Source organism: Sodalis sp. C49 (genome assembly GCF_046352915.1).
Lineage (GTDB): Bacteria > Pseudomonadota > Gammaproteobacteria > Enterobacterales > Enterobacteriaceae > Acerihabitans.
Genome location: NZ_CP163303.1, coordinates 4,079,151 through 4,105,959, shown reverse-complemented (window position 1 = coordinate 4,105,959; position 26,809 = coordinate 4,079,151). Strand labels below are relative to the sequence as shown.

General features: G+C 59.1%; 23 protein-coding genes. 6 read left to right on the top strand and 17 right to left on the bottom strand.

Annotation, left to right across the window (positions count from 1 at the left end):
• Positions 1-92: 92 nt before the first annotated feature.
• From ABUK12_RS18400 to pldB, 3 genes are all read right to left on the bottom strand, one after another.
• Positions 93-788 carry a pirin family protein gene (locus ABUK12_RS18400; RefSeq protein ID WP_410013194.1) on the bottom strand — a complete coding sequence of 232 codons (696 nt, stop codon included), beginning with the start codon at positions 786-788 and terminating at the stop codon, positions 93-95.
• Between the two features lie 199 nt (positions 789-987).
• Positions 988-1,785 (bottom strand): sugar/pyridoxal phosphate phosphatase YigL, encoded by a 798-nt coding sequence (gene yigL / locus ABUK12_RS18395; protein WP_410013193.1) that lies wholly within the window; start codon positions 1,783-1,785, stop codon positions 988-990.
• A gap of 9 nt (positions 1,786-1,794) precedes the next feature.
• On the bottom strand, positions 1,795-2,829 hold the full coding sequence (pldB, locus tag ABUK12_RS18390) for a lysophospholipase L2 (protein ID WP_410013192.1): 1,035 nt from the start codon (positions 2,827-2,829) through the stop codon (positions 1,795-1,797).
• A 149-nt stretch (positions 2,830-2,978) separates the two neighbouring features.
• On the opposite strand from pldB, the gene rhtB reads away from it, so the two are divergent.
• On the top strand, positions 2,979-3,596 hold the full coding sequence (gene rhtB / locus ABUK12_RS18385; RefSeq protein WP_410013191.1) for a homoserine/homoserine lactone efflux protein: 618 nt from the start codon (positions 2,979-2,981) through the stop codon (positions 3,594-3,596).
• Here rhtB and rhtC read toward each other — a convergent pair.
• The 3 genes from rhtC to pldA all read right to left on the bottom strand — a co-directional run bounded on the left by rhtC (position 3,583) and on the right by pldA (position 7,114).
• A complete protein-coding gene (gene rhtC, locus ABUK12_RS18380; protein WP_410013190.1) occupies positions 3,583-4,206 on the bottom strand; it encodes a threonine export protein RhtC in 624 nt (207 codons plus the stop codon). The genes rhtB and rhtC overlap by 14 nt on opposite strands.
• A gap of 141 nt (positions 4,207-4,347) precedes the next feature.
• On the bottom strand, positions 4,348-6,180 hold the full coding sequence (recQ, locus tag ABUK12_RS18375; protein WP_410013189.1) for an ATP-dependent DNA helicase RecQ: 1,833 nt from the start codon (positions 6,178-6,180) through the stop codon (positions 4,348-4,350).
• A 64-nt stretch (positions 6,181-6,244) separates the two neighbouring features.
• Positions 6,245-7,114 carry a phospholipase A gene (pldA, locus tag ABUK12_RS18370; RefSeq protein ID WP_410013188.1) on the bottom strand — a complete coding sequence of 290 codons (870 nt, stop codon included), beginning with the start codon at positions 7,112-7,114 and terminating at the stop codon, positions 6,245-6,247.
• 268 nt (positions 7,115-7,382) lie between these two features.
• Between pldA and rarD the strand changes: the two genes are divergently transcribed.
• Positions 7,383-8,324 carry an EamA family transporter RarD gene (gene rarD / locus ABUK12_RS18365; protein WP_410013187.1) on the top strand — a complete coding sequence of 314 codons (942 nt, stop codon included), beginning with the start codon at positions 7,383-7,385 and terminating at the stop codon, positions 8,322-8,324.
• On the opposite strand, the gene ABUK12_RS18360 is transcribed toward rarD, so the two are convergent.
• The 9 genes from ABUK12_RS18360 to ABUK12_RS18320 all read right to left on the bottom strand — a co-directional run bounded on the left by ABUK12_RS18360 (position 8,262) and on the right by ABUK12_RS18320 (position 19,099).
• Positions 8,262-9,317 carry an AbrB family transcriptional regulator gene (locus ABUK12_RS18360; protein WP_410013186.1) on the bottom strand — a complete coding sequence of 352 codons (1,056 nt, stop codon included), beginning with the start codon at positions 9,315-9,317 and terminating at the stop codon, positions 8,262-8,264. The two genes, rarD and ABUK12_RS18360, sit on opposite strands and share 63 nt — an antisense overlap.
• A gap of 127 nt (positions 9,318-9,444) precedes the next feature.
• The gene (gene corA / locus ABUK12_RS18355; RefSeq protein WP_410013185.1) at positions 9,445-10,395 is read right to left on the bottom strand and encodes a magnesium/cobalt transporter CorA; all 951 of its coding nucleotides are present in this window, start codon (positions 10,393-10,395) and stop codon (positions 9,445-9,447) included.
• Between the two features lie 378 nt (positions 10,396-10,773).
• Positions 10,774-12,936 carry a DNA helicase II gene (gene uvrD / locus ABUK12_RS18350; RefSeq protein ID WP_410013184.1) on the bottom strand — a complete coding sequence of 721 codons (2,163 nt, stop codon included), beginning with the start codon at positions 12,934-12,936 and terminating at the stop codon, positions 10,774-10,776.
• A 58-nt stretch (positions 12,937-12,994) separates the two neighbouring features.
• A complete protein-coding gene (yigB, locus tag ABUK12_RS18345) occupies positions 12,995-13,711 on the bottom strand; it encodes a 5-amino-6-(5-phospho-D-ribitylamino)uracil phosphatase YigB (protein ID WP_410013183.1) in 717 nt (238 codons plus the stop codon).
• Complete coding sequence (gene xerC, locus ABUK12_RS18340; protein WP_410013182.1) at positions 13,711-14,622, bottom strand: tyrosine recombinase XerC; 912 nt, start codon at positions 14,620-14,622, stop codon at positions 13,711-13,713. The genes yigB and xerC overlap by 1 nt, the downstream gene beginning before the upstream one ends.
• A complete protein-coding gene (locus ABUK12_RS18335) occupies positions 14,619-15,323 on the bottom strand; it encodes a DUF484 domain-containing protein (protein ID WP_410013181.1) in 705 nt (234 codons plus the stop codon). Before ABUK12_RS18335 ends, xerC begins: the two co-directional genes overlap by 4 nt.
• The gene (dapF, locus tag ABUK12_RS18330) at positions 15,320-16,144 is read right to left on the bottom strand and encodes a diaminopimelate epimerase (RefSeq protein ID WP_410013180.1); all 825 of its coding nucleotides are present in this window, start codon (positions 16,142-16,144) and stop codon (positions 15,320-15,322) included. The genes ABUK12_RS18335 and dapF overlap by 4 nt, the downstream gene beginning before the upstream one ends.
• Before the next feature lie 69 nt (positions 16,145-16,213).
• Positions 16,214-16,405: an LPS translocon maturation chaperone LptM gene (gene lptM / locus ABUK12_RS18325; protein WP_410013179.1), complete on the bottom strand. Its 192-nt coding sequence runs from the start codon at positions 16,403-16,405 to the stop codon at positions 16,214-16,216.
• Between the two features lie 141 nt (positions 16,406-16,546).
• On the bottom strand, positions 16,547-19,099 hold the full coding sequence (locus ABUK12_RS18320) for a class I adenylate cyclase (protein WP_410013178.1): 2,553 nt from the start codon (positions 19,097-19,099) through the stop codon (positions 16,547-16,549).
• 295 nt (positions 19,100-19,394) lie between these two features.
• On the opposite strand from ABUK12_RS18320, the gene hemC reads away from it, so the two are divergent.
• Genes hemC through hemY form a run of 4 tightly spaced genes read left to right on the top strand, consistent with a single transcriptional unit; the run spans position 19,395 to position 23,562 of the window.
• On the top strand, positions 19,395-20,345 hold the full coding sequence (gene hemC, locus ABUK12_RS18315; RefSeq protein ID WP_410013177.1) for a hydroxymethylbilane synthase: 951 nt from the start codon (positions 19,395-19,397) through the stop codon (positions 20,343-20,345).
• On the top strand, positions 20,342-21,082 hold the full coding sequence (gene hemD, locus ABUK12_RS18310; RefSeq protein WP_410013176.1) for a uroporphyrinogen-III synthase: 741 nt from the start codon (positions 20,342-20,344) through the stop codon (positions 21,080-21,082). Before hemC ends, hemD begins: the two co-directional genes overlap by 4 nt.
• 23 nt (positions 21,083-21,105) lie before the next feature.
• Positions 21,106-22,320, top strand: a complete 1,215-nt coding sequence (hemX, locus tag ABUK12_RS18305) for a uroporphyrinogen-III C-methyltransferase (RefSeq protein ID WP_410013175.1) — start codon at positions 21,106-21,108, stop codon at positions 22,318-22,320.
• A 3-nt stretch (positions 22,321-22,323) separates the two neighbouring features.
• Positions 22,324-23,562, top strand: a complete 1,239-nt coding sequence (gene hemY / locus ABUK12_RS18300) for a protoheme IX biogenesis protein HemY (RefSeq protein WP_410013174.1) — start codon at positions 22,324-22,326, stop codon at positions 23,560-23,562.
• Between the two features lie 609 nt (positions 23,563-24,171).
• On the opposite strand, the gene lpxL is transcribed toward hemY, so the two are convergent.
• Both lpxL and ABUK12_RS18290 read right to left on the bottom strand, forming a co-directional pair.
• Positions 24,172-25,095, bottom strand: a complete 924-nt coding sequence (gene lpxL, locus ABUK12_RS18295) for an LpxL/LpxP family Kdo(2)-lipid IV(A) lauroyl/palmitoleoyl acyltransferase (protein ID WP_410013173.1) — start codon at positions 25,093-25,095, stop codon at positions 24,172-24,174.
• A 476-nt stretch (positions 25,096-25,571) separates the two neighbouring features.
• A complete protein-coding gene (locus ABUK12_RS18290) occupies positions 25,572-26,417 on the bottom strand; it encodes a fumarylacetoacetate hydrolase family protein (RefSeq protein ID WP_410013172.1) in 846 nt (281 codons plus the stop codon).
• Between the last annotated feature and the right edge of the window lie 392 nt (positions 26,418-26,809).

The following is a 26,809-nucleotide window of genomic DNA, read 5'->3' as shown; positions in this document are numbered from 1 at the left end:
CGTCGTTACGAGCTTGTCCGGCATACCCGCTGGCAAGGTTTGGTCATTCAATTCAAGCGGGCCGTGGCCCGCTTGCTGTCACTCATGCGCTATCACACCGGCGGCAGGTCGAATACCAGGATTTCGCTGTCCGGCCCCGCCTTGAGGGTCAGTACGGTTTCGTCCCAAACGGCGAGCGCATCGCTGGCGCCGGCCCGCTGGCCGTTGATATCCAGTTCACCGCGCACCACCTGGATCCAGACACGCCGTCCCGGCGCCACGTCCAGCGTTTCCTGCTGGCCGGCGGGCAACGCCCAGCGCGACAGGGTCATATCCTGGAACACCTTCAGCGAACCCTCGCGCGCATCCGGCGAGAGCACCAGCTGACGGCCCTGCGGGGCATCAAAACGGCGCTGCTCATAACGCGGCGTCAGGCCGGTTTGCTGCGGGATAATCCAGATTTGGTATAAATGCAGCGCCTTATCGTCACGTCCGTTATATTCGGAATGGCGTATCCCGGTGCCGGCGCTCATGATCTGGAATTCCCCGGCATGGATTTGTTCTTTATTACCCATGCTGTCCTGATGTTCAACCGTACCGTCCAGCACATAGGTCAGAATTTCCATATCCTTATGGGGATGGGTACCGAAACCCTGGCCTTGCGCGATGCGGTCTTCGTTAATCACCCGCAGCGCGGAAAAACCCATGAATTTGGCGTCATAATAGTCGGCAAAAGAAAAGGTATGCCAGCTGTCGAGCCACCCATGGTTAGCATGACCGCGATCGTTTGCTGCTCTTAAGTAAATCATGTTCAACTCTCCTCAACGTTTTTTTCTAGTCTAGACTTACGCCGGGAATATAAAAGGGTAAAAATCTCATCGCTCTATTCAAAAAAACTGAATATAGAAACTGGCCGCATTCAGCGGTTTTGCGCATGGGAGGGGACGGCGGGAATACCGATAAAAAAGCCGGCGTCAGGGCCGGCTTAAAAACGACTGGAGGCAATTTTCACAAATACATGTTGCGCAGAAAGCGCGGCACCGATTCATCGGCGTTGGTGCCGATGATCTCCAGCTCCGGCAGCAGATCTTTCAGGCGCTGCTGCGAATTTTTCATGATGCAGCCCTTGCCGGCCATGGCAAGCATTTCTTTATCATTCATGCCGTCGCCAAACGAAATACAGTCGGATAAGGCAAACCCCAGCGTTTTCGCCACCTGATCCAACGCATGCCCCTTGGAGACGCCGCCGGCCATCACTTCCAGGCATACCGGCAACGAAAAACTGACGTTGACCCGATCTCCCCAGCGCGCATTCAGCGCATTTTCCAGCGCCACCAGCCGTTCATGGTTGTCGCTGGTGTAATACACCTTGCAGATACCGTCGGTAGGCAGCATCCCCGGTTCGAACAGTTGGTAGTTAAATTCGGACTCGCGGAAAAAGTCCTGTTGATCTAACCGGTTACGATTCATATACCAGTCATCGCGGCGATAGACGTTGGTGAGGATTTCCGGATCGTCGTGCACCAGGCCGAACAGATCGGCGGCGATATCTTCGTCCACGTCATGGGCAAAAATCATCTCGCCGTCAGGACTATGTACCCGCGCGCCGTTGGAGGTGATCATATAGGCTGAAATACCGAGGCCGTCGCGAATTTGGGAAACATCAATATGATGACGGCCGGTGGCAAAGACAAAGTTGATGCCCCGGGCGGTCAGCAGTTGCAAGGTTTCCTTGGTGTAAGGTTTGAGAGTATGGTCCGGCGCAAGCAGGGTACCGTCAAGATCGGAAGCAACAACGTAATACATAAGCCTTTATTAAACCTCTGGTGTTATCGGCGGTTGATCACCGCCGGGAATAAAGTGATCGCGGCTAAAAAACGCGACAATTTTCTCCAGCGCCTCGGCGCGCAGGCTGTCTTTTTCAAACAGGATTTCATGTCTGGCGCCTTCGATCCTGACCGGTTTATTTTCCGCGCACGGATGTCCCGCCGCCGCCATGGCCTGGCAAAAAATATCGTGGCTGCGGTTATCGACAATCCGGTCTTCCCCGGCCTGCAGCAGCAATACCGGGGTGGTGATGGCGGCGGCCTTGGCCAGCACGTCATGACCCGCCAACACCCCTTCCCTGACCCAATGATAGGTCGGTCCGCCGACCCGCAATTCAGGATCGTCGGCGTAAAAACGCAAACTGCGCCGATAGCGCTGGCCGCTGTGCGTCAGCATATTGAGCATAAACGGCATGGGCCGCCACTGACCGGTGCCGATGGCATAATAATCGCGCATGGCCGGGCGCTGCTCGGTCCACTCCAGGATTTGCCAGGCCAGCCAGTGCGGCATCGGCAGGCGGATGCCGAACATGGGCGCGCAGAGCACCGCGGCGTCGCAGGCGTCCGGCATTGCCGCCAGAAACAGGGCCAGAATCGCCCCGCCCATGGAATGCGCCAGGGCAAAACGGCGTTTATAGCGCCCGGGAGCCACATACTGCTGCCAGAACTGGGTAAAATCGCTGACGTAATCGCCAAACTGCAGCACATGCCCGCGGTGGGTATCTTCGAGCAGGCGGCCGGAACGCCCCTGGCCGCGGTGATCGATAATCATCACGTCGTAGCCGCAGTGAAAAAGATCGTAGGCCACCTCAGGGTATTTTACGTAGCTTTCAATACGCCCGGTGCTGATGACGATGACTTTATCGTGCCGGGGCGAGCGCAGACGGACAAAGCGAATCGGCATGCCCTGCGCCCCGACAAACTCGCCCTCTTCCCGTTGATGCCAGAAATCCAGTAACGGACCGGTGGAAAAGGCGGCAAACTGTTGTTCGCGGTTTAACCATTTTTTTTTATGTACCGACACCACCTGCGCTACTCCTGGCACTGGCAAAACACGGGGCAGTTGAGACTGTCCTGCGCGCTGGAAAATCATTGCCGTCCTGGCGGGGAAAAGGCTACTCTACCCTATCGACATAGTGTGACATAAAAATAACATTTCAGGGAGCGCAATTAATGACCTGGGACTGGTGGTTGACCTATCTGCTCACGACCACCCTGTTGAGCCTGTCGCCCGGCTCAGGGGCGATTAACACCATGAGCACCGGCATCAGCCACGGTTATCGCGGCGCGGCGGCGTCCATCGCCGGCCTGCAGGTCGGGCTGGCCACGCATATCGTGCTGGTGGGCATCGGATTGGGGGCATTGTTCGCCCATTCGCTGTTGGCGTTTGAAATCCTGAAATGGCTGGGGGTGGCTTACCTGGTCTGGCTCGGCATCCAGCAATGGCGTGCCGCCGGCAGTTTCAGCCTGGACGTGTCGGGGGCCGCCCTGCTGTCCAGACGCCGGTTATTTCAACGGGCGGTTTTCGTTAACCTGACCAACCCGAAAAGCATCGTCTTCCTGGCCGCGCTGTTCCCGCAGTTCGTGCTGCCGCACCAACCGCAGGCATCCCAGTACCTGGTGCTCGGCGTCACCACCCTGGCGGTGGATACTATCGTGATGATTGGCTACGCGACCCTGGCGACCCGCCTGGCGCATTGGCTTAAGGGGCCGCGCCAGCTGCGGCGTCTTAACCGCACCTTTGGGTCGCTGTTTATCATGGTCGGCGCGCTGCTGGCTAGCGCGAAATAATCAGGCTGATGCCGAAGCCGGCAAAAAACACGCCCGCTACGCCGTCAATCCAGCGCGCCAGGCGCTGGTAGCCGCGGCGCATGGCCGGTAAGGCAAACACCACCGCCACGATGCTGAACCACATCAGGGTTTCGGCGATGATCAGGATAAATAAGCCCCAGCGCGCCCCGGCCGGCACATCATCGCCGACAAACAGGGAGAACACGCTGCCGAAATAGATCACCGCCTTGGGATTAGCCAGATTGGTCAGCAGGCCGCGCACAAAGGTGCGGCCGGAACGTAGTAACGCGGCGGCCGGATGGCCGCCCGCCTGCGGCGCGGCCGGACGCCGGGCCGCGCGCAGCAGCTGCCACCCCATCCAGCACAGGTAAAGCCCGCCGCCGACGGTGATAAGGCTGTGCAGCCACTTCATCTTCATCAGCAGCAGGTGCAGGCCCATCAGCGCCACGGCGGCCCATACCGCCACGCCCAGGCTAATGCCCAGCACGCCCATCATGGCGTCGCGGCGCGAACGGCTGGCCGCGGTCTGGGAGATAAAGAAAAAATCCGGACCCGGGCTCATCAGGGCAATCAAATGCACCATGGCCACGGTAACAAATAAAATTAACATCGGTGGACGCTCCTGGTAACGGTTGCCGCCCCGGCAACCGGTTCACGGCTTGCATAAAATCCTTGGCTAACGCTGGTCCCGCTTCACCCCGGCCGCCGCGCCGGACGCGGATAACGGCATGCGGCTGTGCACGGCCGGCCCCTATAGGGGGTCGTCATCAACCAGGTGTTCGCGGATCATGGTAAGGAACGGCATACCGAAGCGATCGAGTTTACGATTGCCGACACCGTTCACCCGCAGCATGTCCCCGGGCGTCACCGGCAGTTGTTCGGCCATTTCCAGCAGCGTCGCGTCGTTAAATACCACGTACGGCGGCACGTTGGCCTCATCCGCCAGGGATTTGCGCAGCTTGCGCAGCTTGGCGAACAGCTGGCGGTCATAATTGCCGCCGTAGGTTTTCGGCGCGGTGCTGCGCGCCTTAAGGTTGGGCAGCCGCGGCTCGGCCAGCATCAGCGGCACTTCGCCGCGTAACACCGGACGCGCCGACTCGGTCAGCTGCAGCGCCGAATGCTGGGTAATGTTCTGGCTGACCAGCCCAAGATGGATAAGCTGGCGCAGCACGCTGACCCAGTGCTCGTTGGTGCGGTCGCGGCCGATGCCGTACACCGGCAGTTTATCATGGGCGTAGTCGCGGATACGCTGGCTATTGGCGCCGCGCAATACTTCGACGATATACCCCATGCCGAAACGCTGGCCCACCCGATAAATACAGGACAACGCCTTGCGCGCTTCCTCCAGCCCATCGTAGCGCTTGGGAGGATCGAGGCAAATATCGCAGTTGCCGCAGGGCTGTTGGCGCCCCTCGCCAAAATAATTCAGCAACACCAGGCGGCGACAGGTCTGCGCCTCGGCGAACGCGCCCATGGCGTTAAGCTTATGGCGCTCGATATCCTGCTGCTCGCCGGGGGCCTTTTCTTCCAGGCACCGGCGCAGCCAGGCCATATCCGCCGGATCGTAAAACAAAATGGCCTCGGCGGGCAAGCCGTCGCGGCCGGCGCGGCCGGTTTCCTGGTAATAGGACTCGATATTGCGCGGGATATCAAAATGCAGCACAAACCGCACGTTGGGCTTGTTGATGCCCATGCCGAAGGCGACGGTCGCCACCACCACCTGCAAATCGTCGCGCTGGAATGCTTCCTGCACCTGCCCGCGCCGGTCATTGCTCAGGCCGGCATGATAAGCGTCGGCGCTGACCCCGCGGCTTTGCAGGCGCGCGCTGACGTCCTCCACCTTGGCGCGGCTGTTGCAATAGATAATGCCGCACTTGCCGCGCTGGCCCTGCACATAGTGCCAAAGCTGCTCGAAGGGTTTATATTTTTCCACCAGGGTATAGCGGATATTGGGGCGATCGAAACTGCTGATTTGGATTAGCGGGTCGCGCAGGTCCAGCAGGCGCACAATATCAAGACGGGTGGTTTCGTCGGCCGTGGCGGTGAGCGCGATAAACGGCAGGCCGGGGAAATGCCGCTTGATTTGCCCCAGGGTGCGGTATTCCGGGCGAAAATCATGCCCCCACTGCGAGATGCAGTGCGCTTCGTCCACCGCAATCATCGCCGGATGCCACGTGAGCAGCTGCTCCAGCATATTGTCCATCATCAGGCGTTCCGGCGCGATATAGAGCAGCTTGATGCGGCCATCGCGGCAGCCGGTCATCACTTCATGCTGCTGTTCGCGGGTTTGCGTTGAATTCAGGCATCCCGCGGCCACGCCGTAGGCCAGCAGTTGATCCACCTGATCCTTCATCAGGGAAATCAGGGGCGACACCACGATAGTCAACCCGTCCATCACCAGCGCCGGAATCTGGTAGCACAAGGATTTGCCGCCGCCGGTCGGCATGACCGCCAGGCAATCCCTGCCGCTCATCACGGCGTTGATCAGCGCTTGCTGACCCGGGCGGAACTGCTGGTAGCCGAAGGTATCATGCAGTATCTGCTCCGCCAGCGCTTCCCGATCTATTACAGCCACCGTTGACACATCTTCCCCAATTTATTACGTTCATGCGCCGGACATTCCGGCGCCTGTAAGGATACCTGCCGGCTTACATAAAGTCGTTAAGCATAAAACCGACCCCGACGCGGGTTTGCCGGTGATCATAATCGATGAGCGACTCGCCGTACCCGCTGAATACCTGGGTATAAAAGCGCACATGGCGGGAAATGGGATAACTCCAGCCCAGTTGGCCGCTGCCGTAGCCGCTGTTCCAGTTGTAGTGGCTTTCAACGCTGAACACGCTTTCACCCCACGCATAGCCTATCTTGAGCCGATAATAACCCAAATACTTGGTGATATCAGGGTTGTCATCGGTGCTACCGAAGGTAAACCAGGGCTTCACTTCCACCTGCCAGTTGCCGTTTTGCGCCATCAGGCGGGTGTAGGCGCGGTCCCAGCTGCGCGAGGTGGGGTCGGATCTGCCGTTGGACTGATGATTGACGCCGACTTCGATATCGCGCAGGGTCCAGCCGGCAAAATCATAATCCGTTGCCCAGCCGAGGAACAGCTGGGGTTCATAATTCGTTTCACGAAACGGCGACGATTCGTCGGTATTGGACGTCTGCCAAAAGGAATGCTGGGTATAGGACGCGCCCAATACGGAATTATCCCCGGCGATGCCGCGCCACAGCGGGAAGCCCAGGCTCAGCTGGAAGTCCAGTTCGTCGCGGCGGGCGCCATCGGCCCAGTCATAGGATTTAATGGCTTCTTTGTTAATATCGCTGGTATAGGTGTACATGACGAAATTGCTTTCATACGGATACAGCACAAAAGCATTATCATGCTCCTGCAGCATATTAGCGATAATACTGCCCCTGACAGCCGGCGCGTCGTGGATTTTAACCACCGTCGCTTCTTGTGCATTCGCAAACGTCGTTGATCCTAAAAAGAAAACAGCGGCTCCCAACAGCTTACGCATATATTTTTCTCCGAAGTGCGCAATGTAAGAATGCATAAAACCCATGCAAGCGGATCATTTTACACACTATCAACTATTTCTTTTAGCGAATTACACACTATTCGTACATGCATGTAAGCGATCGCTTGCACTTAAAATCCTATGGCTGCCGCCTGCGGCGCCATATCAACGCCTGCGCCGCGGGAAGGCGCCGGCGATGATCCGCAGGTGAATAAGTCATAACTTTCGCTTATACTGGCCAGCTTATTTTTGCTAACCAGGTTAACCCATGAATGAAACATCCACGCGCCAGGGCGTGCTATGCGCGCTGGGCGCGTATCTTATCTGGGGGTTGGCGCCGGCGTATTTCAAACTGATCCAACAAGTTCCCGCCACGGAAATCCTTACCCACCGCATTATCTGGTCGGTTTTTTTTATGCTGGCGTTGCTGACCCTGTGCCGTAAATGGCGGCAGGTGCGCGAGGTATGCCGCCGACCCAAGGCGCTGCTGCTGCTGGGCGTGACGTCATTGCTGGTGGGCAGCAATTGGCTGCTGTATATCTGGGCGGTTAATCATCACCATATGCTGGAAGCCAGCCTGGGCTATTTTATCAATCCGCTGGTCAATATATTGCTGGGGATGGTATTTCTCGGCGAGCGCTTTCGCAAATTGCAGTGGCTGGCGGTAGGCCTGGCCATCTGCGGCGTGCTGATACAGCTGTGGAAATTCGGCTCGCTGCCCTGGATTGCCCTGGGCCTGGCCTTCAGCTTTGCGTTTTACGGCCTGCTGCGCAAAAAACTGGGCGTCGACCCGCAGACCGGCATGCTGATCGAAACGCTCTGGCTGCTGCCGGCGGGCGCCTGGTATCTCTTTATCTTCGCCGACAGCCCCACCAGCCATTTGAGCGCCAATCCGTGGCAGCTCAATATGCTGCTGGTGGCGGCGGGCATTATCACCACAATACCGCTGCTGCTGTTTGCCGTCGCCGCCAACAATCTGCGCCTCTCGACGCTGGGCTTTTTCCAGTATCTCGGCCCGACGCTGATGTTCCTGCTGGCGGTGGTGTTTTACGGCGAAGCCATGACGGAGGATAAGCTGTTCGCCTTTGGATTTATCTGGCTGGCGCTGGCGGTGTTTATCTTTGACGCGGCGCTCACGCAGCAAAAATCACGTCATGGGCGGCACGGCGTGGCGGGAGATAAAGCGCGCCATGGCCGGGCCGATCAATAAAATCGAGAACAGCCGCAGGCTTTGCATCGCCATGACAAAACCGATATCGGCGTGGCTGCCCGCGGCGATAATCGCCACGGTATCCAGCCCGCCGGGGCTGGTGGCGAGATAGGCGGTGAGCAGATCCACCGGCAGCACCAGCGTCAGCACCCAGGCCATAAACCCGCATAACAGAATTAATCCCACGATGGACGCCACCATCTGCGGCAGCGTTTTTAACGCCAGCATCACAATGGCGGGGGTAAAGCGTAGCCCGACGGTCCAGCCGATAAACGCATAGGCCAGCGCCAACAGCCATTCCGGCACCTGCATCGTCAGCGTGCCGGTGATGTGCAGGGCGGCGCCGGCCAGCATAGGAATCAGCAGCGCGCCGGCGGGAATATGCAGTTTCCGCCCCAGCCAGGCGCCGGCGACGGCAATGGCCAGGGTGGCGGCAAAACGGTAATCGAGCGCCGGAAACCATATTACGTCCGCCGCCGCGACACCCTGTTCCCCCATGCTGATATGCGCCACCAGGGCCGCCGCCGCCGCCACAAACAGCACGCGCAGATACTGCATGAACGCCACCAGCCGCACATCCGCGCCGAACTCCCCCGCCATGGCCACCATGGCCGACGCCCCGCCCGGAGACGCGCCCCAGGCCCCGGTAGGGCCAGGCAGGCTGCTAAACCGCACCAGAAGCCAGCCCGACAGGCCGCTGGCCAACAGGGTCAGCGCCAGCACAATCAGCACCAGCAGCCAGTCGGAAATGAGGACATGTAGGATCGTGGGGGAGAGGGTCAGGGCTATCATGCAGCCCAGAACCGCCTGGCAGCCGACAAAAATGCGCGGGGGAATATCAATGGTGGCGCCGCAGAGCGCCATGACCACCCCCACCAGCATCGGTCCCATCAGCAGGGCGGCCGGGAAGTGGAAATATTGCAGGGTAAATCCCAGGGACAGCGAGCAAAACAGCAACACGGCCCATTGGGCGGTAAGCGGCAAATGTTTCATCGGCAACGTTCGCAACGTTTATCAGGTGCGCTAAAGCAGGATGTTTTAGCCAGGCCATCCTGTTTTATCATATTCGCCCGGCGGGGCAATCATTTATCGTACAATAATATCCGTTGAACCGCCGCCGCTATAGCCAGTTCTTGCGCTTAAAGTAGAGGTAAGGCGCCAGTCCCGCCAGGATCATCAGACCGATGGCGCCGGGATAACCAAACGACCATTTCAGCTCGGGCATAAAGGTGAAATTCATGCCGTAGCTGGAGGCCACCAGGGTGGGAGGCAGGAACACCACCGAGACCACCGAGAAGATTTTGATGATGCGGTTTTGCTCGATATTGATAAACCCCATCGCCGCCTGCATCAGGAAGTTCACCTTCTGGAACAACGATTCGTTGTGGGGCAGCAGGGACTCGATATCGCGCAGGATTTCCCGCGCCTGCTCCAGCTGTCCCGACGGCAGCCGCGCCTTGCGCACCAGGAAGTTGAGGGCGCGCTGGGTATCCATAAGGCACAGCCGTACCTTCCAACCGACGTCTTCCAGCTCCGCCAGGGTGGAAAGCGCCTCGTCGTACTCGTCGCCCTGGTGCCCTTCCATAATAACCAGGCTCAAGGCTTCCAGATCGCTGTAGATATTTTCTATTTCGTCGGCCAACTGCTCGATTTTCGTTTCAAACAGATCCAGCAGCAGCTCGTAGGCGTTGCCGTCGGTAAGCCGCTGGCTGCGGGCGCGCATGCGGTAGAGGCGGAATGCGGGCAGCTCCCGCTCGCGCAGGGTATAGAGGCGCCCGTCGCGGATGGTGAACGCCACGGTGGCGTTGCCGGCGTGATCTTCGGCGTCCTCGTAAAAAAAGAAGGAGTGGATATGCAGCCCGTCTTCGTCTTCGAAAAAACGCGCCGACGCCTCGATATCCTCCAGGTCCAGCCGGGTCGCCAGGCTTTGGCCCAGCTCATCCTGCACCCGGTCCCGCTCATCGTTGCCGGGTTCAATCAGATCCACCCAGACGGAATCAGCTAACCTGTCGGCTTCATCCAGCTCAAGGCGGGACAAGCGATTGTGATCCAATTTAAACGCGTTAAGCATACGCCATAGCTTCCTTAGCGGTGACAATCGGGAAACGCATTAGAAAGCAGAAACCGGGGGTGAGAATGTCACCGGCAAGTTTCAGACCATCACAGATCTGACTCAGAGCGACACATAAACGCGGGTCGCTGACAACCACTGAGGCCATCAGCAATAGGGATAGCCTTAGTGGGTGTACCTGATAAACAGATTAACGAGCCAGTATCTACTGGGGGCGTCCAAGGCGTAATCCTCTAATCATAATAGTGCGCGCATGTTACGCCGAGATGAAAAAGACTGTCAATACGCAAGCGGCGCAAAACTGTATATTTCGCGTACGATCGGCTGATTTAATCAGTAACCGCGCGTGAACGGACCCGTTAGCCGAAACCAGGGGGATTATACCGTTTCCAGGCGGGCGTAAGCCGCCACCAGCCACTTGATGCCCTGACCCTGGAAAGCAATCTGCAACCGGCTGTGCTCGCCGGTGCCCTCGAGGTTTATCACCGTGCCTTCGCCGAACTTGGGATGGCGCACCCGCTGCCCCAGCGTAAATCCGCTGTCGTTTTCACTGACCGGGGTACCCATGCGCTGATGGTTGGCCGGCCGGGTGACGCTTGCGCGCAGCCGCACCTCCTCGATACATTCCTCGGGCAGTTCGCCGACAAACCGCGAGGGCCGGTGAAAGGCCTCCTTGCCGTACAGCCGGCGGGTTTCCGCGTAGGTGATGGTCAGCTTTTCCATGGCGCGGGTGACGCCCACATAGGCCAGGCGGCGCTCTTCCTCCAGCCGACCACCCTCGTCCAGGGACATTTGGCTTGGGAACATGCCCTCCTCCATGCCGACGATAAACACCTGGCGGAATTCCAGCCCCTTGGCGGAATGCAGGGTCATCAGCTGCACCGCGTCCTGGTTGGCATGGGCCTGTCCTTCCCCCGCCTCCAGGGCGGCGTGGGATAAAAACGCCTGCAGCGGCATCAAATCCTGGTCTTCATCCTGGTAGCTGTACTGCCGCGTGGCGGTCACCAGTTCCTCCAGGTTTTCGATGCGCGCCTGGCCCTTCTCGCCCTTTTCCTGCTCATACATGATCCACAGGCCCGAGTTCCTGATCACCCGGTCCGTTTGCACATGCAGCGGCAGGTCGACCGTTTCCTCCGCCAGGGCATCCACCAGTTCGACAAAGCGCTGCATGGCCGACGCGGCGCGCCCGGCCAGCACCCGATCGCGCAATAACTCGCGGGTTGCCTGCCAGAGGGTCAGTTGCCGATCCCGGGCCGCCTGGCGCACGACGTCCAGCGTACGGTCGCCGATGCCGCGCGTCGGGGTGTTGACCACGCGCTCGAACGCCGCGTCGTCATTCCGGTTGGCGATCAGGCGCAGGTAGGCCAGCGCGTCCTTGATTTCCTGGCGTTCAAAAAAGCGCTGGCCGCCGTAAATGCGATAAGGCATGGCGTTTTGCAACAGCGCCTCTTCCAGCACCCGGGACTGGGCGTTGCTGCGATAGAGGATAGCGCTGTCGCTAAGCGCATTGCCCGTTTCCTGCCAGGTGCGAATGCGGTTGACCACAAAGCGCGCCTCGTCCAGCTCGTTGAACGCGCAGTAAACCGAAATCGGCTCGCCCTCGGCGTCCTCGGTCCAAAGGTTTTTCCCCAGCCGGCCGCCGTTATGGGCGATGAGGGCATTGGCCGCTTTGAGGATATTGCTGGTGGAGCGGTAGTTCTGCTCCAGGCGCACGGTGTGGGCGCCGGGAAAATCATCCAGGAAGCGCTGGATATTCTCCACCTGCGCGCCGCGCCAGCCGTAGATTGACTGATCGTCGTCGCCGACAATCATGACATTGCCGCTATCGCCGGCCAGGAGCCTTATCCAGGCATACTGGATGCGGTTGGTGTCCTGGAATTCGTCCACCAGGATATTACTGAAGCGTTCGCGGTAGTGCTTGAGAATATGGGGTTTGTTCAGCCACAGCTCGTGGGCGCGCAGCAGCAGTTCGGCAAAATCCACCAGCCCCGCGCGATCACAGGCTTCCTGGTAGGCCTGGTAGATGCGCAGCCAGGTGGCCTCCACGGGGTTGCCGTAGCTCTCCACATGCTGCGGGCGCAGGCCCTCGTCTTTTTTGCCGCCGATATACCACATGGCCTGGCGCGGCGGCCATTGCTTCTCGTCGATATTGAGCGCGCGGATAATGCGCCTGAGCAGCCGCAGCTGGTCCTCGCTGTCGAGGATCTGGAAATCCTGCGGCAGATTGGCGTCCATGTGATGGGCGCGCAGCAGGCGGTGGGCCAGGCCATGGAAGGTGCCGATCCACATGCCGCCCTGGGCGGTGCCGATCAGATGTTCGATGCGATGGCGCATTTCCGCCGCCGCCTTGTTGGTAAAGGTCACCGACAGAATAGAATAGGGCGAGCAGTTCTCCACCGACAGCAGCCAGGCGATGCGATGCACCAATACCCGCGTTTTGCCGCTGCCGGCGCCCGCCAGGACCAGCAAATTGCCGCGCGGCGCCGCTACGGCTTCGCGCTGTTTGTCGTTCAGGCTGTTGAGCAGATCGGAAACGTCCATAGAAGGCCTTCTTTATCCGGCGTTAAGGTACTGGTTATTTATACAGACATAGTGAGGATTATAACAAGGCTGTCAGGGAAGCCAACTGCGAAATTTCAATATGAGGCAACAAACGGGCATCCGCGGCCTGGAAAAAATTGCCGCCGCGATCGTTTACCCAGCACGCCTGCAGGCCCGAAGCGACGGCGCCGGTGATATCGGCGGTTAAATCATCACCGACGTGCAGGATGTTTTCCGGCGCCAGCCCCAGCCTTTGCGCCGCGATATGATACATGTCCCGGTACGGTTTGGCGCGTCCGTCGGGGCCGGCGCGCAGCACAAAAGCAAAATAGCCGCCCAGCCCGCAGGCCTCGGGGGAGGCGTTGCCGTTGGTGATGGCCACCAGCGGCCAGCGTTCGCCCAAAGCGCTTAAGGTCCGGTGGGTGGCGGCCGGCACATCGATGTCGCTGCGCCAGCGGGCAAAACTCGCCATAAAGGCGTCCGCGCCGGCCCGGGCCGCGCGCGCGTCCAGCCCCTGGTTGCGCATGGTCAGCTCGACCGCGCGCCAGCGCCACTGGCTGACGTCATGGTAGATATCCGGCTCGCGCCGGCGCAGCTCGGCGCGGATGCGCTGGAAGTGGCCGGCGTCCAGATCTTTCAGCGCCGGATGGTACCGTTGCAGGAAAAGCGTCGATTCCCGCTCGGTACGGGCGATAACCGGACGGTTATCATACAGCGTGTCGTCCAGATCGAAGGTCAATGCGCGAATCTCGCGCAGGGGGCGATAAAAATGCATCAGCTTTTACCTCGTTTGGCTCGTGGATGCGCCGCATCGTAAACCAATGCCAGGTGCTGGAAATCAAGGTGGGTATAGATCTGGGTGGTGGATACATTGGCGTGGCCGAGCAATTCCTGTACCGCGCGCAGGTTGCCGCTGGATTCCAGCATATGGGTGGCGAACGAATGGCGCAGCTTATGCGGATGGACATGGCTCTCCAGTCCCTGTTTGACGCCCCACTCGGCAAAACGCTTTTGCACGTTGCGCATGGAGATGCGCTTGCCGGTCCTGGCGACAAATACCGCGTTATCCACCGGGGCGAACCGCTCACGCAGCGCCAGCCAGTGCTCCAGCCAGACGATGGCGGTCTTGCCCAGCGGCAGCTTGCGTTCTTTGTTGCCCTTGCCCACCACCCAGACTTCGCCCGCCGCCAAATCGATATGGCCGCGGTCCAGGTTGACCAGCTCCGCCAAACGCAGGCCGTCGCCATACATCAGTTCCAGCATGGCGCGATCCCGTACCGCCAGCGGATCGTCGGTATTGATATCCAGCAGACGGTTCACTTCGTCCACATCCATGTTTTTCGGCAGGTGGCGGCCGCTGCGCGGCGCCGGCACGCCTTTGGCCGGATTGGCCTTCAATTCGCCGCGTCCGACCAGCCAGTCGAGAAAGCTGCGCAGCGCCGAGAGCCGCAGCGCCAGGCTGGCGGCCTGCAGACCGCGGCGTTTGCTGCGGGTGGCCATCGCGCGGACATGGGTCACGTCGAGCTGGGGCCAGGCGGTCAGGCCCAGCTCGCCGGCTATATCGATCAAGGCGGTTAACTGGCGATCGTAACTGGACTGCGTCAGCGGACTGAGCTGCCGCTCCACCCGCAGGTAGCGCAAAAACGCATCCACCTCCGGGCGCAGCGGCGAGACCTGGAGGGTCATGAACGCCCGACCCAGCGGGCCAGCAGGCCGGGCAGCAGGATGGCCAGTTGCTGTAACAGCACCGTGCCCATGCCGGACTGATAGTGCTGGCTGTCGCGGCTGGTAAAGGTCAACACGCCCAGGTCGCCTTTTTCCCCCATCAGGGAAATCGCCACCGAGCCGACCTGCCGCGCCTGGGGCAACAGCTGCAGCAGTTCGGGGCCGTTCAGGCCGCCCAGATAATGGTTGCCCTGCCCCAGCCGCTGGATGCGCAGGGGCTCAAACGCGGTGCGGGAAATGCCCAGGTGGGTAAAATCCGACGGTGCGCCGATATACCATTTATCGGTGAACAGCCTGACATGCGCCCCGGACAAGCCCAGGCCGCGCGCCCAGCGCTGCAGGCGGTTAAGCATATCCAGCAGGCTGTCGGCGGCCGCCAGATCGGACTGCAGATGCAACAGCCGGTTAAACAGCTGTTCGTTGGCGCTCGCCTGCTCCATCAACAGGGTAATCTCTTCCTCCAGCTGGCGGATATGATTACGCTGGCGGGCCAGCTGCCACTCCAGCAGGGAAACGCTGCCCCGGTTGACATGGGGCACGCGCATCTGCTCGACCTGGCAAGCGTTGCGGATAAAAAAATCCGGGTTTTCCAGCAGAAATTGCGCCACCGTGCTGTCGTCCAGCCGCGCCGCGGTCTCCAGTTGTTCCCCGACATGCTTCATAGATGTATAAATCCGTCGTAAATATGGGTTGCCGGCCCGGTCATATACAGCGGATTGCCCGGTCCTTTCCAGCTGATGTCCAGCGTGCCGCCCGGCAGGTCGACGCTGACGCGCTCCGCCAGCAGCGCCTGCTGGATGCCGATGGCCACCGCCGCGCAGGCGCCGCTGCCGCAGGCGCGTGTTTCCCCGGCGCCGCGCTCGTAAACCCGCAGGCGGATGTGCTGCGGGTCTATCACCTGCATAAAACCGATGTTCGCCCGCTCCGGGAAACGCTCGTGGTTTTCAAGCAGCGGCCCCAGCGTCTCCACCGGCGCGGTATCGATATCCTCCACCGTTATCACGCAGTGGGGATTGCCCATGGATACCACGCCGCACAGCACGGTTTGCTCCGCCACCCGCATGATATAGGTCTTTTCCGCCTTGGTGGCGCGGAAGGGCACCATCTGCGGGTCAAAATTGGGTTCGCCCATATTGACCCTTACCAGTTCATCATCGGTAATGGTTAATATCATACGGCCGGTTTGGGTACTGACGTGTATTTCACGTTTGTTGGTTAAACTTTTCATCCTGACAAAACGGGCAAAACACCGCGCGCCGTTGCCGCATTGCGCCACTTCGCTGCCGTCGGCGTTAAAAATACGGTAATGAAAATCCAGTTCCGGGTCGTAGGGAGGCTCCACTACCAGCAGTTGGTCGAACCCGACGCCATAATGCCGGTCCGCCAGGCGACGGATCAGCTCCGGCGAAAAGTAGACATTTTGCGTCACGGCGTCCACGACCATAAAGTCGTTTCCCAGACCGTGCATTTTGGAAAACTGCATAATTCACTCCGCTGAGTAACCTTACGCGCAGCATAGCGCGTCTCTAAAGCCGATGCGACTGAATCGCGGTTACGGCTGCGCCGACGTCGAGGCGCCGCCGGGATTCGCGGTTTGCACAGGCGTTGGCGTAACCGTCCTGGCGGGTTTCGGTTTGGCGGTGGTTTTCTCGGCCGGCGGGTAATATAGCGGACCTTTCAGCCCACATCCGTTCAATCCCAGAACTAAAAACGCCAGGGTAATAAGGCGTAACGGGTTTTTCATGCGCTTAGCTACCTGTTATTCATACTTTCAGGCTAACTATCATCGCAGTTAGATGCTGAAAAGCAATAGGAATCGAATGCCGGCGCCGCCGGGCGCCGGGCATCGGCGGGGGGAAACAGGCGCGCCACACGGGCGGGGCGGCTAGTTCAACCGTGCCTGCTGCGGCAGTGACGACGCGTCATGCTCATAGGCCGGCGCGCACAAATGGGACAGTACGCTGCTGCGAAACGGCACCACCTGGATACGGCCGTCCAGCTGCACAATCTGGTAAAACTGCGGCAGGTTGAAGTTGATAAAGCTGGAACCGTAGGTGAAGCGGTCGTGGGACGACGAATAAAAACGGCTCACATCGCGCACCAGCTCTTCCTTGCTGCCTTCGCAATGGTGGTAAGCCTCGACCCGGTTGGTCTCGTCCAGGATATAAATGTTAAAGCCCTGGTCGTCGGCGCTGTCTTCAAAAAAGAACTGGATTATGCCTTCGCTGGCGAAACCGTCCACCACCGGCGGTAAATGAATTTTTTCCGTTTCCATCTGGATCGACAGGCCATGCAGCTTATTGTTGGAAATGGCGCCGTAGAATTCAATGGCGTTTTCCAGTTTCTGCACCGAGACGCTCAGGCGTTCAAAAAACAATCCCCAGGTCTGGCCGGCTACCCGGACCGCTTTAAACCGCGCCGGATCCTGGCGGGTGCTGGATAGACGCAGTTCGATGCAATCCGCCACCAACTGCTGCACCCGGGTGCGGATAAGTCCGCGCAAATGCTGGCTGTAGCAGAACACTTCCACCGTATCAGGCGGCGCGGCGTCCTGATGCATCTTGCCGAGGATGGTTTTCAACGCTTCCAGTACCGCCTGCTCGCCGTTGAAATGCAGGGTGCGCACCTCATTCCACGAATTGCGGTACAGCAGGTCGATACTGCCCACCAGGCACTCCTGCTGTTGGCCGAAGCTGAACACGTCCAGCTTGCGGAAATCAAAATGCACCACCTGGTTGCGGAAAACCGCGGTCGGATCGTGTTCAAGGTTGACGATGATCGCCAGATGGCGGATTTCGCAGGGGCTGTAGAGCGCCTTGGGCGTCGGCGCCGGCACCCGCAGCGGGAAATTGCGCGACACATCCGCCACCAGTTCCTGCAGCCGGGGCAGATCGCACAGGTCGCTGCCCTTGATATGCAACTGGGTCTTTTCGGTCAGCAGGCCGTTAAACCACGCCCAGGCCACCAGCTTGTTCAGGTAGCGGTTATATTCCAGCGGCTGGTGGCTGATGATGGATTCCATCGCCGGCGACTGGTTATACAGGTACCAGCCGGCCCGGTTGGCCCGGCCCTGGGGCACATGGATAAACGTGAGGTTCGGTTCGGACAGATCGGGGGAGATCTGCGGGTTAATCAGCGTCACCTTGCCCGGCAGCGCTTCAAACGCCGCGTAGAGTTTACGGGTCAGCACCCCGATATCCTGCGGGCTGGCGCTGACGCTCAGGTTATTGCGGCGCGCAAAGCGAATCAGGTTACGGTAGCTTTGCATCATGGCGTCGAGCAGTTCGTTATGCGCCTCACGCACCTGGCCGATTTTCCAGTTGGCGCGGTCGTCGAGCATGCTCAGGCGCGCTTCGTCCCAGCCCCACTCCTTGACCTGCTGGCTTAGGATCTCGCGGCGCCAGACGACGCTTTCAGGCGTCAGCGAGAGCTTTTCGCAGACCTTGAGGTAGAAACAGCGCCGCACCAGGTCCAGCCGGGTGGTGTCGTTAATCTGGGTCAGGTAGTGGGTCACGCGCTCCAGCATCATGCAATAAGGATCGAGGCCGTAGGAGACTATCTCGCCGTCGTGCAAATGCTGCTTGATATTCATGGCCAGCAGCTGGGTATGGGGATATTCCCAGGAATAGGCCTCCAGCAGCAGGGTCTTGAGCACCGCTTTGTACGGGGAATCGATGCTTTTATACAGTTGCCACAGGCTGGCGCCGAAATATTCTTCGGCGGACAGCGTGCCCAGCCCGCCCAGATCGAGCCATTCATTGGGGGTCAGCGCGCCGCGGGCATAAAGCGACATGACGTAATCGTCATAATGCTCTTCTTCGTCGCCCGGCACCATATTCCATAAAATGCGCTTGCCGGCCATGCGCACCGCGGTACGGTAGAATTCGTCCAGCAACAGGATATGCTGGGTGGAACCGCAGTCTTCATCACCCAGGCTGCCGCTTTCGTTATGGCGGAAGCGGTTTTCATCAATCAGGAAGAAGTTGACGTCCACGCCCTTGGTGCCGGCCCATTTTTCCAGCAGGGCGCATTTGCGCTGCAACTGATAACGTTCTTCGTTATCCAGCCAGGACTGATGGCAGACCCAGATATCCAGGTCGGAATTGGCGTTCTGCCCGATGGACGAGGTGCTGCCCATGGAGTAAACCCCGGTGATCGGCCTTTCCCCGCTGGCGGGCGTCACCATCGGCTGCGCGGACTGGCGCTCGATATCGGCTATCCAGGCGGCCTGGTTTTCATCGCACGTGTAGAAGCAAACGCCGCACGGAACGTTACCTTCTAGGTAACCCGGAAGCATTGGATGATGATAATGTAATAAGGTTGGCAGCAGACTGTAGACTTGCTGAAAGGCCGGCCCCATGGCCGCCAACGCCCGATCCACCCGTAATTGGTTGATCGCGTCCAGTCTCTGTTTCAATGTCTCGATGTAGAAGTACAAGACGTCTCGCCTGGTTATCCCGGTGCCTAAGAGCCTATTTCCATACCCGGCCGGAGTGTTGTTTTGAAGATGGGTCGGCCGGTAATTGCTGGAAACGTGATCAATTTAACACCTTGCTGTTTGACCGTAAAGAAAGTTAAGCTACCCGTTAATTATAACACTTTTCCCCGCGGCAACCTTTAATTCCCGATTATCGGCACTTCACCCCATGCCGCCATCACCGGATCCTGATAACTTACAGCGTTTTACTATCGATGGTAGAATGGTTAAAGAATGTGAGAAACGGTAACCCAGAATGCAAGATACCCTGATACGCATCGCCACCCGGCAGAGCCCGCTGGCGCTATGGCAAGCACAGTATGTTCAGCGCCAGCTGCAGCTTCATCATCCCGATTTACGGGTGGAACTGGTACCCATGGTGACCCGCGGCGACATTTTGCTGGATACGCCGCTGGCCAAGGTGGGCGGCAAAGGGCTTTTTATCAAGGAGCTGGAGCGCGCCCTGCTTGAGGATCGCGCCGATATCGCCGTGCACTCCATGAAGGACGTGACCGTCTCATTCCCCGACGGGCTGGGGCTGGTGACCATTTGTGAGCGCGAGGATCCCCGCGACGCCTTCGTCTCCCCGGCCTACGCCAGCCTGGACGAGCTGCCGCCGGGCGCCGTGGTGGGCACGTCCAGCCTGCGCCGGCAGTGCCAGGTACGGGAACGCCGTCCGGATCTGGTGATCCGCGATCTGCGCGGCAACGTGGGCACGCGCCTGGCCAGGCTGGATCGGGGCGAATACGATGCGATCATCCTGGCGGTGGCCGGACTGAAGCGCCTGGATCTGCAGGATCGCATCCGTACGCCGCTGGAACCCGAGCTGTGCCTGCCCGCTGTCGGCCAGGGGGCGGTCGGCGTGGAATGCCGTCTGGACGACCGACGTACCCGCGCGCTGCTGGCCCCGCTGCATCACCGCGCCACCGCCACTCGCATCAGCGCGGAGCGCGCCATGAACGCCCGTCTTGACGGCGGTTGCCAGGTGCCTATCGGCAGCTACGCCGAAATCCAGGGCGACCGGATCTGGCTACGCGCGCTGGTGGGCAGCCCCGACGGCGGCAGGGTTATCCGCGCCGAAAGCAGCGCCCCCCTGGAGGAAGCGGAAGCGTTGGGTATCCGCCTGGCGGAGGAGTTGCTCAGGCAGGGCGCCCGGGAAATCCTCGATCAGGTCTATGCGGCGGAAAACCAGGATTCGCCGCAATGAGCATCCTGGTCACGCGCCCGTCCCCCGCCGGCGAAGAGCTGGTGAACCGCTTGCGCGCGCGCGGCCGATCCGCCTGGCACCTGCCGCTGATTGATTTTGCCCCCGGAGACGAACTGGCCCGGCTGCCCGAACGCCTGGGCGCGCTGCGGCCGGGCGATCTGGTGTTTATCGTCTCGAAACACGCGGTCAATTATGCCCACCCGTTTCTGACCCGTCGGGGCCTGTCCTGGCCGGAAACGCTGCAATACCTCGCGGTCGGCCGCACCAGCGGCCTGCTGATGCACACCGCCTCCGGCCTGCCGGTGGATTACCCCCACGACGGCGAAAGCAGCGAACATCTGCTGCGCCTGCCGTCGCTACAGCGCGTCGCCGGATTGCGGGCGCTGATCCTGCGCGGCAACGGCGGGCGGGAAGTACTGGAGGAGACGTTGCGGCAACGTGGCGCCGAGGTCGCGTATTGTGAATGCTATCAGCGCAGCCCGGTGCATTACGACGGCGAGCAGCAAAGCCGGCGCTGTCAGCAACTGGGCATCAATACTTTGATCATTACCAGCGGCGAAATGTTACAACAATTCTATACTTTAATTCCTGAGTACTATCGCGTCTCATGGCTGTTGCAATGCCGGCTGGTCGTGGTGAGTGAACGAATCGGGGCTTTAGCCCGCCAATTGGGCTGGACGGACATCGTCGTAGCAAACGCGGCAGACAACGATGCGCTTATGCGTGTGCTGCTCTAAATCTAATCATGGGATAGGCCAATATGACGGAACACACTACTCCAACGACTCCGCAGGAAGATGCAACCCGGGCGGCGGATACGCCTAAGCCCTCGTCATTCGCGCCCGGCGATACGGCGGCGGGTACCGCCAAGGCCAATCCTCCGGTCGGCGGGACGAAGGCCCCCAAGAGCGGCAAAAAGCCCCTAGGCGTCATCCTGGCGGCTATCGCCATTATCCTGTCCCTGCTGCTGGCCGCCGCGCTCTATATGTACGGCGTCCGGCAGGCAAAAACGCAAAACGCGCTGAATCAACAGCTGCAATCCCGCATCGAGGCATTGCAGCAGGCGCAGCAACAGCAGCAGCAGCAATCCCAGGCGGCGTTGCAGCAGCAGGGCCGGCAGCTTGGCGCCGCCCAGCAGCAGGCGGCCGTCCAGGACAGGCAGTTAAGCGAATTGCGTGATAAAGTCGCCACCATCTCCGGCTCCGATGCCAATACCTGGCTATTGGCCCAGGCGGATTTCCTGGTCAAGCAGGCCGGCCGCAAGCTCTGGAGCGATCAGGATATCGTCACCGCCGGCGCGCTGCTCAAGAGCGCCGATGCCAGCCTGGCGGATATGAACGATCCCAGCCTGATGAACGTGCGTCGCGCCATAACCGAGGATATTGCCGCCCTCTCAGGCGTCAGCCAGGTGGATTTTGACGGGATTATTCTGAAAGTGAATCAGTTGTCAAACCAGGTGGACAACCTGCGTCTGGCCGACAACGACAGCGATGAATCCCCCATGGACAGCGACGGCGGCAGCGAGCTGTCAAGCTCGGTGCGTGAATGGCGGCAAAACCTCAGCAAAAGCTGGCACAACTTTATGAATGACTTTATTACCATCCGCCGTCGCGATACCAGCGCCGAGCCGCTGCTGGCGCCAAACCAGGATATCTACCTGCGTGAAAATATCCGCTCGCGCCTGCTGATTGCGGCGCAAGCGGTGCCGCGCCACCAAAATGAAATCTACCGGCAATCCCTGGAAAGCGTCTCTACCTGGGTACGCGCCTATTTCGACGCCGATGATGCCAATACCCGCGCCTTTCTCAGCGAACTGGACGACCTGAGCCAGCAGAATATCACCATGGATGTGCCGGCACAGTTAAGCAGCCAGCCGCTGCTGGAGAAACTGGTGCAGACGCGCGTGCGCAACCTGCTGGCGCAGCCGTCGGCCGCGGTTGCTAATGCCCCCGCCGCCGCCGCTCAGGGAGAATAAACGATGCTACGCGTATTGTTGCTGTTCATCCTGCTGATTGCCGGGATTGTGATCGGGCCGATTATCGCCGGCCATCAGGGTTATGTACTGATCCAGACCGATAACTACAATATCGAGACCAGCGTGACCGGTCTGGTGATTATCCTGATCGTGGCGCTGGTGGCGCTGTTTATCGTGGAGTGGGTGTTGCGGCGCGTTTTCCGTACCGGCGCGCGTACCCGCCGCTGGTTCCTGGTGCGTAAAAACCACCGCGCCCGCAAACATACCAAAGCCGCGCTGATGAAACTGGCGGAAGGCGATTACCGGCAGGTGGAAAAATTGCTGACCCGCAACGCCGACCACGCCGATCAGCCAGTGGTCAATTACCTGCTGGCCGCCGAGGCGGCGCAGCAACGGGGCGACGATATTCGCGCCAACCAGCATCTGGAGCGGGCCATGGAGGCGGCGGATAACGATCAGCTGCCGGTGGATATCACCCGGGTGCGCATCCAGTTGGCGCGCAATGAAAACCATGCCGCCCGTCACGGCGCCGACCGTTTGCTGGAGATCGCTCCGCGTCATCCGGAGGTGCTGCGCCTCGCCGAGCAGGCGTTTATCCGTACCCGCGCCTGGCAGGCGCTGCTGGATATCCTGCCGGCCATGCGCAAAGTGCGGGTCTATGAAGAGAGTAAAATCCAGTCGCTGGAGCACCAGGCCTACAGCGGATTGATGGACCAGATCATGGAGAACGAGGGCAGCGAGGGCCTGAATAGCTGGTGGCGCAATCAAAGCCGCCGCACCCGCAACGATCCCCAACTACAGATCGCGCTGGCGGAACATCTGATCGTCTGCAACGATCATGAAACCGCCCAGGCTATTATCGTCAAGGGATTGAAGGACCATTACAACGAACAGCTGCTGTTGCTGGTGCCGCGCCTGAAAACCGGCGATCCGGAGCAGCTGGAAAAAGTACTGCGCCAGCAGATCAAGCAGCAGGGCGCGTCCCCATTGCTTAACAGCACCATGGGCCAGCTCTTGATGAAGCGCGGCGAATGGCAGGCCGCCGCCGACGCGTTCCGCGCCGCGCTTGCCCAGCGTCCGGACGCCCATGACTACGCCTGGCTGGCCGATGTGCTCGATCGCCTGCGTCTGCCGGAAGAGGCCACGCAAATGCGCCAGGAATCCATCAACCTATCGCTGCAAGCCCCGCAGCAGGCGCAGCCCGTCCCGCAGCCAGACCCGGCGCTGAAACCTTTGCCATAGGTAACCCGCCCCGGTTTGGATTAAAAAAAACACTTGCCATCACGGCAAGTGTTTAACAAGGTCAGGTCATAAGACAACAGTTTGGCGCCTCACTCAACGTTTTGTCCGAAGGTTCTGATGAGGGACTCATCATGGAGCTGGACAATAGGCGCCACAAGTTTGGCTCTGCGTCATTCCGGGGTTTATGAGGCGTAAACGCGAACATAAGAGGGTGGAATGAGCATCTACAACAAGGGTAGTGCAGTTTGCGTGCCAGGACAGGTTTTGCCGCGGGATATTTTTTTACCCGCGGCTGAAGCGCATCAATAAGGGTACGGCCGGCCTCATTCTTTCCGCATCATGGCTGCGAATAACAATATCAACATATTGATAAGCAATAACTTAAATTGATTTCGCCGGACTTTACCCCGCCATCGCCGTGCAAATCATTGCCGCCTGCCGGACAGACGATAACAGACAGGCCGCGCTTATTGCGCGGACGCCGCCGGCGGAACCTGTTACCTGTGAGAGACACAAATAGGCTGAAATAATTATTTATATTTAATTCAAATGGTTATATGTCTCCATATCGAGACATATACCCCTAGAGTATACGCAACGCCGCCCGCGCTAAATATATAATGACTTCTCCCCCAGCGGCCGGGTTTTAAACCGCCGGTGCAGCCATAGATATTGGCCGGGGGCTTTCATGATTTCAGTCTCTATCACCCGGTTGACATAGTTGGCGGCCGCCAGGCTGTCGTCGTAAGGGTAGTTTTGCAGCTCCGGCGAAATAATTAACTGGTAGCCCAGGCGGTCGGGTTTGCGGATGACCACGGCGCTGACCAGCTTCGGCCGGGCCAGCTTGGCGATGGTAAAGGTGCCGTTGGTGGTAGCGGTTTGATTGACGCCGAAAAACGGCACAAATACGCTGCCCTTCGGGCCGTTATCCTGATCCGGGGCAAACCAGACCACGCCGCCGCGTTTTAACGTGTGTACCATGCAAACCAGTTTTTTACGGCTGACCAGGGAATTCCCCGAGCGGGAACGGCCCCACTTCTGCACCAGTTCCATAATTTTGCTGTTATGGGGACGATACATGACGGTCATGGGTTTGCAGTGGCCTAAAATACGAAAATGCAGCTCCAGCGTCATAAAATGCACGCCGATAACGATAACCCCATTTTTCTCCCCTATGGGGGAATCCAGGTTTTCCAGGCCGACCACATCGAACCATTTTTTTATACGCTGGTCGGACCAAAACCACGCCATTCCGGTTTCCATCAGGCCCATGCCCAGGGAAGAAAAGTTATCGGCCAATTTTATTTTGATTTGTTCCGGCTCGAGAGTAGGGAAACTGAGCTCAAGATTACGTTTGGCGATGGCAACGCGCCTTTTTAAAAAGCGCATGGATAACAACCCCATACCCCCGCCCAGGCGCAGTAGCAGCGGATAAGGCAGCTGCACTAATAAAAACAACAGGCCAAGCCCCAGCCAAAGTAACCAATACCTGGGGTGCATATAACTTAACGGCAATAGCCAACGTTGGATCATAGGGATGGTTCCGCAGCACGGGACGGCGTCAATAATTCGGCATAGGTAATAACCTGGGTTATTACTTACTACGATGAGCTTAACGAGGACACTGACTCTCGCCGCATGGGTGCATTAAAAGATATTCAATTATAAAAAAACAGGCTTTTCCGGCCGTTCACCAAGCGTCAAAAGAAAAATAGAACCGAATAATACTAGCCGTTTTATTTTACAGAAAAAAGACAACCTAGCACGGACCGGCACGTTTAAACAGCCCGGGGAGAGGCAGGTATCGTAATTTCCTCTGACCTTAACTTATTCAGACACCGGCGGTGAAACTTAATTCATTAACCGCGTTAATCCATCCGCCCAGAAAACGGTGAAAAAAATAAAGTAAAAGCATTGCGGCAAAACAATGCCGCGCGCCCCGCGGCCCAAAATCCGGCCTGGGGCAAGCGGGGCCGCCCCGCCAGAGAGAGGCCCCTGCCATCCCGCGATCAGGCCGAGACCGTGCGCGCAAGCTGCTCGCCCAGGCCCTCTACGCCCAAACGCAGGGTCTGCCCGGCGCGCAGGAAAATGGCTTCCGGCTTATGTCCCATACCCACTCCCGGCGGCGTGCCGGTGGCGATAATATCCCCGGGCCGCAGGCTCATAAAACGGCTCAGGTAGCTGATAATATGCCTGACGCCAAAAATCATGGTGGCGGTATTCCCATTCTGGTAACGCGTGCCGTCCACCTCCAGCCAAAGGTTCAGCGCCTGCGGGTCGGCTATTTCATCCGCCGTGACCAGCCAGGGGCCAATGGGACCGAAGGTATCGCAGCCTTTTCCTTTATCCCAGGTGCCGCCGCGTTCTATTTGCCACTCCCGCTCGGAAATATCGTTCACCACGCAATAACCGGCCACATGGTCCATGGCTTCCCCCTCGTCGATGTAACGCCCGCCCTGGCCGATGACCACGCCCAGCTCCACTTCCCAATCGGTCTTACGCGACTGGCGGGGAATCTGCACATCGTCATTGGGGCCGTTGATGGCGCTGACCCATTTATTAAACACGATAGGCTCGGTGGGAATGGCCGCCCCGGTTTCCGCCGCATGGTCGGCGTAGTTGAGGCCGATACAGACAAACTTGCCTACCTGGCCGACGCAGGGCCCCAGCCTGGGCTGGCCGGCCACCAGCGGCAGCTGGGCGATATCCAGGGCGCGTAATGTGGCGAGCGCGGCGGGCAGCAGGGCGTCCCCGCCGATATCGGCGATATGACCGGCCAGGCTCCGTATGCGTCCCTCGTTATCCAGAATGCCTGGGCGTTCCTCGCCGGGCGGGCCATAGCGCAATAATTTCATGACGTACTCCGTTTTTTTAAAATGACAACGGGTGAAAATATATGCCCCGTAACCGCTGCCGGCCATCAAAACCACCGGACAGACATCAAATACTTGAAGAAGATCACTTTCAGGCGGGTTGCCCATCAAGGTGCGATGAATGAGTAACGCGCCGCAACCATGAACGTTCGCTGCTGCCATTTCTTTAACAGGAAGCGCTAATTAAGCACAGCGCCTAAACCGCATTGAAATATGCTGAATATAGCCTTATTTTTTCCTGTCTCGTCCTTGATTTATTTCAGGGTTCCATTATGCTCGTGGCGTTTCATTATCCAGATGATAACGTAGAATATTTTATTTAAAATCATTTCCCGAATGTGTAATTGCCAGCTTTTAAGCCTGTATCCGTTATT